Here is a 13,974-nt window from a genome sequence, read left to right on the forward strand (position 1 = left end):
GACATATAGTTAGTAGTGAATTTAATTTTTTGCTACCTTTAAAACCACTAATCAATAATTACTATTATGTCTGATGAAAAAAATTTAAGCGACGACCTAAACGATATGTTAGGCGATGCAAAAGAAGGCGCTAAAAAGGCAGCTGATAAAGCAGAAGAATTTGCTGAAGAAGCAAAGGAAAAAGCTAAAGAATTTGCAAATGAAGCTAAAGAAACAGCTTCTGAGTTTGCAGACAGTGCAAAAGAAACATTTGATAAAGCTACCGGAGAAAATAAAAAAATACTAGCAGGTATTTTAGCTATTTTATTAGGTCCATTAGGAGTTCATAAATTCATTTTAGGCTATAATAAAGAAGGAATTATTATGTTAGTTGTTACCTTTATTCTTGGTTTTATAACCTGTGGTTTAGGTGCTGGAATTACTGGAATTATAGGATTAATAGAAGGTATTATTTATCTAACAAAATCTGATGAGGAATTTTATAATACCTATCAAGTAGGTAAAAAGCCTTGGTTTTAATCAAATGCATAAAATAAAAAAGTCAAAAAAATATCTTTTGACTTTTTTATTTAGAATTAACATCGTAATATTGCAATATATAATTATAAGAAATGGGAATTACTAAAACACAAATATTTACCGAACAGCAAAATGATTTAGCACAATTTTTTAAAGTGCTAGGACATCCAGCTAGAGTAGCTATTTTACAGTATATAAGCAATCAAAATACATGTATTTGTAACGATTTAGTGGAAGAAATTGGTTTAGCACAAGCAACTATTTCTCAGCATTTAAAAGAACTAAAAAGTATTGGTTTGCTTAAAGGCGAAGTAGAAGGTAAAAGCATGTGTTATTGTATTAATGTAGAACGATGGACAACCATTCAAAACCAATTAAATGTGTTTTTTAATACCACAAAATCTAATTGTTGCTAGCCGATAATCGGCATTTAGCAACTTAATAAAATACAAAAGTTAAATATAGATTCATATGAAAACACAAGAATTTTTTAACGTATTAGAACAACATAAAGAGAAATTTTTATTGTTTGAATATGCACCAGACCAATTAGTAGGCGGAAATTATCATATTACTGAAGTAAAGCATTTAACTGTTGATTCTGTTGATTGTGGTTCTCAAACCGATGCTTGGAAAGAAACCATTATTCAACTTTGGGAAAGCCCTAGCGAATTAGGTAAAACAGAATACATGAGTGCTTACAAAGCATTGGCTATTCTAAAAAAGGTTGGAGCTATGAAGCCTTACGTTTTGGATGCCGAGGTTAAGTTTGAATATAGTAATTTAAACTTTCATACAGCACAACTTTTTGTTAACGATTTTGAAATACAAGGAAATAATTTAACAATTAAGTTAGCCATTGAGAAAACAGATTGTAAAGCAAAGGAAATCTGTGGTGTTCCTGAAGCATTTGAGACTGTTTTAGAAAGTGACGAACCTTGTTGCTCACCAAATGGGAATTGTTGTTAGGACATTATTAAAAACCGATTGGCACACAGTTTCAAAAATATATAAAGAAGGTATAGCAACAGGTACTGCGACTTTTGAAATTGAATGTCCTAATTGGAAAGAATGGGATGATAAGTACATTTCTAATTGTAGAATTGTAGCTATTTTTAATAATGAAGTAGTTGGTTTTGCTGTTTTATCATCTGTTTCAAAAAGAGAAGTTTATAAAGGCGTTGCTGAAGTTAGTGTTTATGTTTCAGAAGGTTTTAGAGGAAATAATTTTGGCGAAACCTTATTAAAACATTTAATTGTAAAAAGTGAAGCTCATGGTTTTTGGACATTACAAGCCAATATTTTTTCTAAAAACATAGCAAGTATCAATTTGCATAAAAAATGTGAATTTAGAATTGTTGGAATTCGAGAAAAAATTGGTAAAAGAGATGGAAAATGGTATGATAACCAGCTTCTAGAAAGAAGAAGTAAAGTAGTTAATTAAAAATATTTTGTCATTCCCAATTAACCAGGAATCCATTTTGAAGAAATAAGTTATTATGAAAAACATTTTAGTATTGTGTACAGGTAATTCATGCAGAAGCCAAATGGCTCATGGCTATTTAAATCATTTTTTAGATAACCGAAAAGTAAATGTATATAGCGCAGGTATAGAAACACATGGTTTAAACCCAGGCGCTTTAGCTATTATGAAAGAAGATGGTATAGATATTTCTAATCACACCTCAAATAATGTAGATGAGTATGCTAATGTGGATTTTGACTATATAATCACAGTTTGTGATCACGCTAACGAAAACTGTCCTTTTATACCAAGCAAGAATGCAAAACGATTACATCATAACTTTTTTGACCCTTCAAAAGTAGTTGGTAGTGAAGAAGAAAAAAACACAGCATTCTTAAAAGCCAGAGAAGAAATTAAATCTTATTTTAAAGAGTTTGTTGAGGAGTATTTTTAAAATGCTTAAAATCTATATTCCATTTTTAAAAGTATGAACCTTGGCAACAATCTATACTCTGTTGTTGATGTTCCAATATCGCTGATTGAAAAATTCCTAAAAGTTTTAGTATTGAATAGATTTTTTCCTGTGAGACCTAAAGTCATTTTATTTTTTGTGAGCTTGTATCTGGCGTCAAAATCTAAAAAATAATAAGTATTATTAGTATCTAGGTTTCCAAAAAAGTAGCGTTCGGATTGCAATTGAAAATCAAATTTCTCATTAAACACAAAAGATAAATCTAAAAAGCTGTTATTATTAGTAAACGAGTTTTTTATAGTTGTTTCTATTTCTGTGGTTGTCCATTCTGTACCAATATGGTAATTAAAAAGACCTTTAAAAGCTGAACGAAACTCTAAACCATAGTTGTAATTCTTTGATACAATTTCTCTTAAATTCGAGTTGTTTACAATGTTTTTGTACTCGCTTTTAGCAAAGCCTAAATCTAATTTTAAATTTGAAGATATGAATTTAAAATAGTAATCTAAGTTAGAATTGACACTTAAAAAAGCTCTATCTTTTATCAAGATTTTTTCAGACTGTGTATAGTTTTGTTCAATTATGGTATTTGTAGAAAAGAAATCATGGTTTTTGCTATATAGCACAAAAATATTTGTGAAAAACCTATCGGTCCAATTACCAAGTTGATAATTAATCACCATACTTGAAGCATCTAATTGATTAAATCCACTTATTCCTTTTGAAAACGAACGAAAGCCAGTTAGCACAAAATCACTATACAAATCTAATACTTTTGAGTTTGTTGTATTGTATGAATAAGATGACGTAACCTTGTTGTTATCATTTATTTTCCAATCAAGCCCTATACTTGGGTTGATGAAAAAAGGGTTTTGATTGTTTGAAAACAATCCGTTTTGCAAATTATTAAAAAGTTGGTGCAAATCTAATTTACCGACTAGGGCAAAATCATTGATTTTTATGCGGTATTTACTTTTAAAATACAAATCGTTTACTTGGTAGGTAGTTTGGTTTTGATACCCTTCGGGCGCATCTATAAGTGTGTTGTTTTCAAATAATGAAAATAGGGTACTTAATCTATCTTTTCTGTATTCGTTGCCTATTTGTAACTCCAATAAATCGTCATTTTCCTTACGGTCCAATACATGCGCATTGATACCAGCAAATTGCATTTTATTTGAGCTTTGCTGTTTTACATTATTGGCGTTACTTGAATTAGGAAATAAATCTTGATAGAAGAATTGATTAATAGCATAATTTTGAGGTGTTTCTTCATCTATATAACGCCCTGTGAGTAGGAATACTTTTTTATCCTTAAATTTATTGGTATAATTTATTTTTTGATCAAAAAGTATGTTTTGATGTTGTAAATTTTCAATGGTAGCATTACCGTTAAATACTAAATTAGAAGTGTCATTAAATTCCCCATTATTATATTTGGTAATAGCTTCCAACATTTTTGTTTTGGAAATGTTGTACGTAAAATCTAGCTTGCCAAAGCTAACTCTATTTTTATTTCTGAGCTGGTAATTTTCAGTATTTGTAAACGTTGTACCATTAACATTTGTAAAATCTAAACTATTTCTAAAAAAATTGGTTTCGTCCCAATTAAAAAAGCCTAGGGTTTTTATTTTTAGTTTTTCTGAGGGGTTAAAAATGGCGTTTAGCGAAGCAAGTTCTGCATTGTTAAAATTGGTTCTACTTTTTTTAAAACTAGTATTTGAGGCCGATAAATTTAATAAAGAGTTAATGGATTGGTTATCACCAATACTTGCGGGTTCATTTCTACGATAAGGTCTTATTAATTGTTCTATATCACCAGTGGCATCATAACCAATACTATTAAGGGTAGTAAGAAAATAGTATTTATTTTTCTTCCCAAAATTCATGAGGTTACCTTTTAGCTCATAAAAGTTATTATCACTAATACCAACTTCAACATTGCCAAACCAAAGGCGTTTAGATTTTTCATTAAGTTTTAGATTTAAAGCTACTTTATCACTTTCCTCAACACCTTTTAATAACCTATTATTTGAGTAGTTTTTTAAAACTTCGACCTCTTCAATGGGGTAAGCGGGCATGTTTTTGGATAGTATTTTATAGCCTTTCTCAAAAAGGTCATCACCATCAACCATTAATTTTTCTATTTCTTGGTTGCCTACTTTTATAGTGCCTTGACCATCAATATTTAAACCAGGTATTTTTTTAAGTAAATCCTCAACAGTTTGCTCGGTGCCATTTACAAAGTACTTAGTCTTAAAATTTATTGTATCATTTCTAATGGAAATAGAGCGTTCGGCTTTAATGATTACTTCATCTAAAGGGGTTAAATCTTCATCTAAAACAACATCTATGTTTAGCTCATTTTGATTTTTCTTTAAATTTAAAGGGAATGTTTTGTTTTTAAAGCCTAAAGAGGAAAATGAGATATAAAAATTCCCTGTATTATTACTGATGGTATAGTTACCATTTTCATCCGAGAACGTGTAAGTTAAGATAGATGTATTTAAGCTGTCTTTAATTGTTATGCTTGATGATATTATAGGTGTTTTATTTTTATCAATTACTTTTCCATAAATTTTAGTTTGAGAAAAGCTAATCTTGCTAAAAAAAAAAACTAAAATAAAAAAAATTAATCTTCTTTTGATTCTTCCCATTCGTATATTATTTCTTTTTGAGACCCCCTTGGAGGAGGTGTAAATTTGAATTTAGCATTTCTTGGCATTTTAGACGCGATAATTTCACTTTTTTCTTTATATTTTTCTTTTTTTAGATGAATGAATTCCTTGATTTTTATTTGATTTTTTATTTCTGGAACTTTAATCATCGGCTCTTGTTTAAATTTAATTTTTCTTGCCAAAAAGTATATTTCTTTATCAGTATCATAAACTTCTAAAATTAAACCAGGTAATCCTTGTAATTTCCAAGGACCAAAGCTTATTGGAATGGCAGTTGTGAACCAAGCAATATAGTTACGCCCTCTAAAATAAGTTGTAGCCTGTTGACACAAAAAAGTATCAATTAGTTTAGTAGTAGATTGTTGCAGTTGCCATTTAAGCTGTGGAATTTTTTCTTCAACAATATATTTTTCTCCTAAAAAAATTTCTGTACTAAATAATGTATTATTTTTTTTATTAAAATAATTCTGTGGTCTTATATTTCCATTAGATGTAGAAATTTTAATCTTACCGTCATCATCATAATTTTTTTGAGCCTCATGATTATTTTTTAACTCTACAAAGTTGGATGACCAAGAATTGTAATATAAAATGCCTGTAGTTTCGTAATTCATACCTAGTCTTTTTTTATAGTCATATTCTACAACTCCACTAGATTGAGAAAATAGCATATTTATAAAAAAAATTGTAAAGAAAATTAAAATGCTTTTTTTCATAATTATAAATTTTTAAAACCAGCTTAATACTTTCCATATTAAGCTGCTTTTAATTAATTAAGGCGCATGAGTAAGCACAGCTATAAAGTAAGCCATAGCTTCTGCATATTCGCAGTCTCCAGTATTATCGGTATAGGTTCCAGTTCCAGTTAACTCCCCATTTTCGTAAATTTCAACAGTTACTGTACATACATCAAATACTTTAGTTATTATTTTATTTTTTGCATTTAAAGAAACACTTAAAAACAAAAATGTCAATGATAAAAAAAAATTAATGAATATTTCACTATTTCTTTGTGTTGTTCTCCCATTCATAAATTAATTCTATATCATTTCTCTGTCCTTTTTCTTCAGATGAAATTTTTACACCTCTAGGTAATTTAGCTTTAAGAAATGTTGTAATCTCATCATCATTATATTTAACTTCTACATATTTTTTTAAACTAATCTTGTTATATTCGTTTATGTTATAATTAAAAGGGACATCGTTTTCTTTTTTTATTGACTTAATAATCCACCTATATGTATTTGTTTCATCATAAACTTCAAAAATTAAACCTGGCAACCCATTAAATTTCCATGGACCAAAACTTAAAGGATATGTTGTACTGTACCAAGCATAATATTTTCTTCCTCTAAAAGTAGCAGAAGCTTTAGCAACCACAAAACCATCAATATTCTTTTCTTCATCTAATAATACCCAATCTATTTTTGGTATTGATTCCGAAATTAAATAATTGTTAGAAAAATATTTAGAAGTACTAAATAAACTATCTGTCTCGGGTTTAACATGCACAAATCTTAGTTTATTAGATTTCATTTGAATTCTTAAATCTGCATTATCTTCAGCATTTTTATTTATATCGTTCACATCATTTATTCTTTTAAAACCACTAATAATAAAAAAAGATTCACTTTTAGAACTATTAATTAGTAGCTTTCCATTTTGAATATTAGGAATATCTGAATTTAAATAAATATCGTAGTTAACGACAAATGCTTTAGTGTTTTGAGCATTTAAAAAGATAAAAGATGAGATTGTGAATATATATAACAGGAAATTTTTCATAAATGTTGTAATATAAATAAGCTGTTTCATTAGTTATTTGAATACTGAAACAGCTTATTTTAAAAAATTAATTATTTAGAGCTGTTTCTATTTCATCTGCCATATTAGAACAATCTTCTGCACTAGCAACATTTTCAAAAATCAAAGCTCTTGTTTTAGAACATTACCATTTTCGTCATAAAATGTAATTCGAATATAACACGTTCCAAATATTTCTAATTTGTTAGTTGTTTTTAGAGAATTGGTTAATGAATTAACCAATTCTTTATTTGTAGTTATTTCTTTTTTAACGGAATTATTAGCAAAACCAAGTGCTCCTATTAGCACAAAAGTTAAAGTAAAAAATAAATTTTTCATAATTTTAAAATATTGAACCAGTTAATTTTGTTAAATAACTGGTTAGTTAAACTAAATATGTGTTCAGTCTATTCAGCCTAAAACCTAAACACTGGATCTATTATTTTAATTTTAAGGAGGTATAAAAATAATCAGCGCTGATTTGTTGTAACATTTTTTTGCCCCAAAACATTATTTATCATAGACTGAAACAAAACTTTGTTATTGAGCATGTTAAATGTAAAAAAAAAATAAGAAAAAGAAACTTTTTTTGTAAAAAAATACATACTTTTTCAAAAACTAAGAAAAGTGCAGCGGGTTTCCCGTAAAAAGTAATTTATAAGAGAATTTATAAAAAACCTAAGTGATAGCAAGTGTAAAGATGCAATTTGTTTGTATTGAAATCTGATTCCAATTAGAAGATTACTTACTTTGTAATGACGGGTAGATTTCTTCATCGCAAGCTCCTCTTAATAACATTAACTCTCGTTTTTCTCTGCAAACTTACGTTCTAATTCTGCTTGAAACTCTTCCATTACAGGACGAACAGTACTTTCGGGTAAGTCGGCAATTTTAATATACATTAATCCATCAACCGAATTATTAAATAATGGGTCTACATTAAATGCTACCAACCTCGCATTTTGTTTAATGTACTTTTTAAGTAGAACAGGTAAACGTAAAGCTCCTGGTTCTATTTCGTCAATAAACTTATCAAACTTGTTTAAATCGGCTTCAGTTTCATCAAAAACAAAATCTTTATCGGCGTCTTTTAATTTTACTTTAAATTCTTTTTTAGGGCGAACATATTGTGCAATATATGGATCGTAATAGTGTGATTTCATAAACTCAATCATTAAAGATTTTGAGAAATTTGAAAACTGATTACTAATACTAACACCACCAATTAAAAATTTATGTTCTGGAAAACGTAATGTAGTATGAACAATACCTTTCCAAAGTAAAAATAAAGGCATTGGTTTTTGTTGATATTCTTTAATAATGAAAGCGCGTCCCATTTCAATAGACTGGCTCATCATTTTATGAAGCTCTGGTTCAAAACGAAATAAATCTTGCAAGTAAAAGCCATCTATACCATAACGCTCATAAATTTTAGAGCCTAACCCCATTCTATAAGCTCCTGCAATAAGTTTACGCTCATTATCCCATAAGAACATGTGGTGGTAATACGTATCAAAGTCATCTAAGTCTATGGCTTCATTAGTGCCTTCTCCTACTTCTCTAAAGGTTATTTCTCTTAAACGCCCAATTTCTCTAAGAATGTTAGGGATTTTTTCAGCTGGAGCTAAAAACACTTCGTAATTTTTGCTTTGTAAAAGTCTAAAATCACCCTTATAAAGTGCTTCAACCTCGTTTGTCATTATTTTTTGATCAACAGGCGTAACAATACGCTTAGGTGATTTTGGAGCTTTTAGAGTGGATGAAATATTATCTAAAATTTTCGATTTATCTTCGAATGAATTAGACAACATATACGTTTTTCGTCTTAAAAATTCTGAAAAATCTTCTAAGGAAGCATGTTCTTTTTGATCGTTTACAGAAATTGGTTTACCAATTCGAACCTTTATTGTACGACGCTTTTGTGTTAAAACTTCCGATGGTAATTTAGCGGTTCTAAACGTGTCACTAATTTTTGAAAGCTTATAAAATAATTTGCTGTTTTTTGCATGAAAATAAATAGGAACAACAGGCACTTCGGCTTTTTTAACCAATTTCATAGCAGCTTCTTCCCAAGGTTTATCAACTACTAATTTACCATCACGATAAGTTGATACTTCACCAGCAGGAAAAATACCTAACGGATGCCCTGCTCTTAAATGTAAGATTGAATTTTTAAAACCAGATATGCTTGATTTAACATCTTTCCTGTCTTCAAAAGGGTTTACAGGCATAATGTAGGGCTTTATAGGTTCTATTCTATGTAATAAAAAGTTTGCTATTATTTTAAAATCATCTCGCTGTTCTAGCATTAATTTTAAAAGTAAAATACCATCTATACCACCAAGCGGATGATTAGATACAGTTATATAAGCTCCGTCTTTTGGTAAACGTTTTAAATCTTCCTCAGGTATTTCAAATTTAATTTTAAATTCGTCTAAAATACTATCTAAAAAATCTATGTTTTTTAGATGTTTATTGCGTTTATAAAATTTATTTAATGTAGATATTTTAAGCAATTTCATAAGCAACCACCCAATAAAAGTACCTACAAACCCATATTTCTCTAATTGAATAGCTTTAGCGACTTCTTTGGCTGTTACTAATCCTGTATCTTGTTGCTTGGTCATGGCTGCAAATGTAGTAAATTGTTTATTTAGTTACTACTTGAATGGTTTCTTGAGTTAATTGTTTTAATAACACGGTTTTATCGGTTTCAATTTGAGTAATTGCCTTTTCGTTATAGTGTCTAATGGTATACAGTGACACATTTTCGTGGCATGTGACTTTAAATTTTGATTTTAAATGATGTAATAATTTTTCGAGATTATTATAGATGTTCTCTACACAAACTGAAAAACTTATTGCTGAGTTTTGGATAACATCAACCTTCATTTTATATAAATGCAAAAGGTTAAAAATTTCACTTATATTTTCTTCAACGATATATGAAAAATCTAATGATGATAAAGAAATCAACACTTGATTTTTCTTTACTATAAAACAAGGAATATTAGGTTCTAATACAGAATCTTTTCCAATTTTTGTCCCATTAGCTTCTGGGTTTAAAAATGATTTTACATACAAAGGAATTTCTTTCCCTTGTAGTGGTTGTAATGTTTTTGGGTGAATAACAGAAGCACCATAAAAAGCCAATTCAATGGCTTCTGTATATGATATTTTGTTTAATAATCTGGCGTTTTCAAAATATCTTGGATCTGCGTTTAAAACCCCAGGAACATCTTTCCAAATTGTTACACTATCTGCATTTAAACAATAAGCAAAAATGGCTGCCGTATAATCGCTACCTTCTCTACCTAATGTGGTTGTGAAATTATTGGCATCACTACCTAAAAAACCTTGCGTAATGTTTAAACTAGATAGATTAAAGTTTGAGAATATTAAGTTTTGGGTTGCTTCCCAATTTATGTTTGCACGCCTGTAATAACTATCTGTTTTGATAAAATCTCTAACATCTAGCCAATTGTTTTGTAAACCAATGGAGTTTAAATATTCACTAATAATTGTAGTAGAAACTAACTCACCAAAACCAATAGTTTGATCGTATACAAAATTATAATCTGGTGATTTATTAGTATTAAGAAAACTATTTAATTCATTAAAAAGCACTCCGATTTTTTTAAATGCTGAATGATTTTCATTTTCAAAAAGATCTAAAAGAATTGTATTATGGTATTTTTTTACATCTTGAAGAGAGCTTTGTAATTCCTTTTTGTTTTCAAAATAATTTTTAATGACAACCTCCAGGGCATTTGTTGTTTTACCCATAGCAGATACCACAATAAGCGTGTTTTTAAAACCAACTTTTTGTAGTACAGATACCATGTTTTTTACAGCATTAGCATCTTTTACAGAAGCACCTCCAAACTTAAATACTTCCATTCTATATTTTTGAAATATAATTTTTTATGGCTTGTTCACTTAATTGGACTACATCCCAATCACGCATAACATTTGCACCTTTTTTTTCATAAAAAGTTATAGCTGGTTCATTCCAATCAATTACCTCCCAATTGATGCGTTTTACTCCTAAACTATGACCATATTTAACTACCTCGTCTAAAAGCGCAGTACCCATTCCAGAACCTCGCATAGCTTGGCTAACAATTAAATCTTCTAAGTGTAATATTTTTCCTTTCCAAGTAGAATAACGATTGTAAATTAAAGCAATACCTTCAATTTTAGAATTAGCTTCGGCAACAAAACAATGGAAAGCGGGATGCTCACCAAATCCGTCATTTTTTAAATCTTCAACTGTTACTTCAACCGCGTCGGGTTCTTTTTCAAAATGTGCCAGTTCATTTATTAATTTATAAACGGAAGGCATATCTTCTTTTCTAGCTTTTCTTATTGTGAAATCCATAATAATTTTTAATTATTTCAAATATAGTTTAAAGTTCAATATTTAAAAGAGTATTCTTTTACGAAAACGTTGTAGTTCGTTAAAATTTATAAGATATTTGTATAAACAAATCAACTTTATTTATGACTCATAAAAAGCAAACTTTAGGAGAATTTATTATCGAAAATCAATCATCGTTTAAATATTCTTCTGGAGAATTATCAAGTCTTATAAACTCGATTCGATTAGCCGCCAAAGTTGTAAATCATGAAGTTAACAAAGCTGGTTTAGTAGATATTATTGGAGCAGCTGGCGACACCAATATTCAAGGAGAAGACCAGCAAAAGTTAGATGTTTATGCTAACGAAAAATTTATTCAAACCATGACAAATAGAAATATTGTTTGTGGTATTGCCAGTGAAGAAGAAGACGATTTTATTTCCATTAATAGTCAAGATGAAAATCATCAAAATAAATATATAGTTTTAATTGATCCTTTAGATGGTTCATCAAACATAGATGTAAATGTATCTGTAGGTACTATTTTTTCAATTTATAGACGCGTTACTCCTGTTGGAACGCCTGTAACATTAAAAGATTTTTTACAAAAAGGAAATCAACAAGTGGCTGCAGGTTATGTGGTTTATGGTACATCAACCATGTTAGTTTATACTACTGGAGATGGTGTTAATGGATTTACTTTAAACCCTGCAATTGGTTCATTTTATTTATCGCACCCTAATATGGAATTTCCTGAAGATGGTACTATTTATTCTGTGAATGAAGGTAATTATTTTGATTTCCCTCAAGGAATTAAAAATTATATTAAATATTGCCAAAAGGAAGAAGATGATAGGCCATATACTTCAAGATATATAGGCTCTTTAGTTTCAGATTTTCATAGAAACATGATAAAAGGCGGTATTTATTTATATCCTCAGGGTTCTAAAAACCCTAATGGGAAATTACGTTTATTATATGAATGTAATCCAATAGCGTTTTTAGCAGAACAGGCTAAAGGCAAGGCTAGTGATGGGTTTACTAGAATTATGGATATAGAACCAACTGAATTACATCAACGCGTACCTTTTATTTGTGGTAGCAGAAATATGGTTGACAAGGTAGAGGAGTTTATGATAAACGTATAATAAAAAATAAAAATGCGAACTTCTCAGTTCGCATTTTTTATAAAATATTAATACTCTTTATTATTACATAGCAACCAAATCTCCAGCAACATCTTTTGATGCTAAATTAGATTCACCCATTAAATAAATATCTACTTGTCGTGCTGCTTCTCTACCTTCAGAAATAGCCCAAACAATTAACGATTGCCCGCGACGCATATCGCCAGCTGCAAAAATATTTGGAATATTGGTTTGGTATTTACCGTATTCAGCTTTATAATTTGAACGAGCATCAGTCTTAATACCTAATTTATCAGCAAGCGTGCTTTCAGGTCCTGTAAAACCTAGGGCTAACAGTGCTAAATCACAAGGCCATGTTTTTTCTGTACCTTCAATTTCTACGAGTTGTGGACGTTGACCTGGAACCATTTTCCATTCAACATTTACTGTTTTTAATGCTGTTAATTTTCCGCTTGCATCAGTAACAAACTCTTTGGTATTAATTAACCAGTTACGCTCAACACCTTCCTCATGTGAAGATGAAGTTTTTAACTGAAGAGGCCAAAAAGGCCAAGGTGTAGTTGGTGAACGATGCCCTGGAGGTTTAGGCATAATTTCAAAATTCACTACAGATTTTGCTCCATGACGATTTGATGTTCCAACACAATCTGATCCTGTATCACCACCACCAATAACAATGACGTTTTTATCTGTAGCCATTACTTGGTTTTCAACTTTTTTACCAAATAACACTTTAGTTTGCTGTGTTAAAAAATCCATAGCTTGTACCACGCCATCTGCATCAATTCCTGGTGTTGGTAAACTACGTCTTTCTGTTGCACCACCGCATAGGACAACAGCATCAAAAGCTTTTAATTCTTTTGCATCATAGTTAACACCAACGTTTACATTGGTTTTAAAAGTAATGCCTTCAGCTTTTAATATAGCTAAACGACGGTCTATAATTTCTTTTTCCATTTTGAAATTAGGGATGCCATAACGTAATAAACCACCAACTTCATCATCTCTTTCAAAAACAGTTACAATATGTCCTGCTCTATTTAATTGTTGTGCTGCAGCTAAACCTGCAGGTCCAGAGCCTACAACAGCTATAGTTTTACCTGTACGTGTTTTAGGAGGTTGAGGTTTAATCCATCCTTCTTTAAAAGCACGCTCTACAATATTTTTTTCAATATTTTCTATTGAAACGGGATCTTCAATAATGCCTAGAACACATGATTTTTCGCATGGTGCAGGACACAAACGTCCTGTGAATTCTGGGAAGTTATTTGTTGAATGTAATAACCATGATGCTTTTTGCCATTCACCTTGGTGAACCATGTGATTAAAATCGGGAATTAAATTTCCAAGCGGGCAACCACTATGGCAAAACGGAATACCGCAATCCATACAGCGAGATCCTTGCTTTATTATTTCTTCTTCTTTTAATGCTACTGTAAATTCTTTATAATTTTTAACACGGTCTTCTACAGGCGTGTATGTTTCATCTTGTCTTTCAAATTCTTTAAATCCTGTTACTTTTCCCATGA

15 protein-coding genes are annotated in these 13,974 nt (G+C 29.9%); 6 read left to right on the forward strand and 9 right to left on the reverse strand.

Features of this window, described 5'->3' with window-relative positions:
- Positions 1-66: 66 nt before the first annotated feature.
- From BT151_RS04855 to BT151_RS04875, 5 genes are all read left to right on the forward strand, one after another.
- Entirely contained in the window at positions 67-519 is a 453-nt protein-coding gene (locus tag BT151_RS04855; protein WP_072400616.1) for a TM2 domain-containing protein, read from the forward strand.
- Positions 520-611: 92 nt separating this feature from the next.
- Entirely contained in the window at positions 612-935 is a 324-nt protein-coding gene (locus tag BT151_RS04860) for an ArsR/SmtB family transcription factor (RefSeq protein ID WP_072400617.1), read from the forward strand.
- A gap of 55 nt (positions 936-990) precedes the next feature.
- Entirely contained in the window at positions 991-1,488 is a 498-nt protein-coding gene (locus BT151_RS04865; protein WP_072400618.1) for a DUF6428 family protein, read from the forward strand.
- Positions 1,448-1,963 carry a GNAT family N-acetyltransferase gene (locus BT151_RS04870; RefSeq protein WP_262494239.1) on the forward strand — a complete coding sequence of 172 codons (516 nt, stop codon included), beginning with the start codon at positions 1,448-1,450 and terminating at the stop codon, positions 1,961-1,963. Before BT151_RS04865 ends, BT151_RS04870 begins: the two co-directional genes overlap by 41 nt.
- Before the next feature lie 55 nt (positions 1,964-2,018).
- Entirely contained in the window at positions 2,019-2,438 is a 420-nt protein-coding gene (locus BT151_RS04875; RefSeq protein ID WP_072400620.1) for an arsenate reductase ArsC, read from the forward strand.
- Positions 2,439-2,443: 5 nt separating this feature from the next.
- On the opposite strand, the gene BT151_RS04880 is transcribed toward BT151_RS04875, so the two are convergent.
- The 8 genes from BT151_RS04880 to BT151_RS04915 form a co-directional block, all read right to left on the reverse strand.
- The gene (locus BT151_RS04880; RefSeq protein ID WP_072400621.1) at positions 2,444-5,113 is read right to left on the reverse strand and encodes a carboxypeptidase-like regulatory domain-containing protein; all 2,670 of its coding nucleotides are present in this window, start codon (positions 5,111-5,113) and stop codon (positions 2,444-2,446) included.
- Positions 5,089-5,850, reverse strand: a complete 762-nt coding sequence (locus BT151_RS04885) for a GLPGLI family protein (RefSeq protein WP_072400622.1) — start codon at positions 5,848-5,850, stop codon at positions 5,089-5,091. Before BT151_RS04885 ends, BT151_RS04880 begins: the two co-directional genes overlap by 25 nt.
- Positions 5,851-5,907: 57 nt before the next feature.
- Complete coding sequence (locus BT151_RS04890) at positions 5,908-6,108, reverse strand: hypothetical protein (RefSeq protein WP_171946609.1); 201 nt, start codon at positions 6,106-6,108, stop codon at positions 5,908-5,910.
- 28 nt (positions 6,109-6,136) lie between these two features.
- Positions 6,137-6,949 carry a GLPGLI family protein gene (locus BT151_RS04895; protein WP_072400624.1) on the reverse strand — a complete coding sequence of 271 codons (813 nt, stop codon included), beginning with the start codon at positions 6,947-6,949 and terminating at the stop codon, positions 6,137-6,139.
- Positions 6,950-7,060: 111 nt separating this feature from the next.
- A complete protein-coding gene (locus BT151_RS04900) occupies positions 7,061-7,276 on the reverse strand; it encodes a hypothetical protein (protein ID WP_072400625.1) in 216 nt (71 codons plus the stop codon).
- 458 nt (positions 7,277-7,734) lie between these two features.
- Positions 7,735-9,564 carry a GNAT family N-acyltransferase gene (locus tag BT151_RS04905; protein WP_072400626.1) on the reverse strand — a complete coding sequence of 610 codons (1,830 nt, stop codon included), beginning with the start codon at positions 9,562-9,564 and terminating at the stop codon, positions 7,735-7,737.
- A 22-nt stretch (positions 9,565-9,586) separates the two neighbouring features.
- On the reverse strand, positions 9,587-10,837 hold the full coding sequence (locus BT151_RS04910; RefSeq protein ID WP_072400627.1) for an aspartate kinase: 1,251 nt from the start codon (positions 10,835-10,837) through the stop codon (positions 9,587-9,589).
- 1 nt (position 10,838) lies between these two features.
- The gene (locus tag BT151_RS04915) at positions 10,839-11,318 is read right to left on the reverse strand and encodes a GNAT family N-acetyltransferase (protein WP_072400628.1); all 480 of its coding nucleotides are present in this window, start codon (positions 11,316-11,318) and stop codon (positions 10,839-10,841) included.
- Positions 11,319-11,440: 122 nt separating this feature from the next.
- Here BT151_RS04915 and fbp point away from each other — a divergent pair, with 122 nt between their 5' ends.
- Complete coding sequence (gene fbp, locus BT151_RS04920; protein WP_072400629.1) at positions 11,441-12,445, forward strand: class 1 fructose-bisphosphatase; 1,005 nt, start codon at positions 11,441-11,443, stop codon at positions 12,443-12,445.
- A gap of 63 nt (positions 12,446-12,508) precedes the next feature.
- Here the strand turns inward: fbp and BT151_RS04925 are convergent, their stop codons facing one another.
- On the reverse strand, positions 12,509-13,972 hold the full coding sequence (locus BT151_RS04925; protein ID WP_072400630.1) for a glutamate synthase subunit beta: 1,464 nt from the start codon (positions 13,970-13,972) through the stop codon (positions 12,509-12,511).
- Between the last annotated feature and the right edge of the window lie 2 nt (positions 13,973-13,974).

Source organism: Flaviramulus basaltis, from assembly GCF_900114265.1.
Lineage (GTDB): Bacteria > Bacteroidota > Bacteroidia > Flavobacteriales > Flavobacteriaceae > Flaviramulus > Flaviramulus basaltis.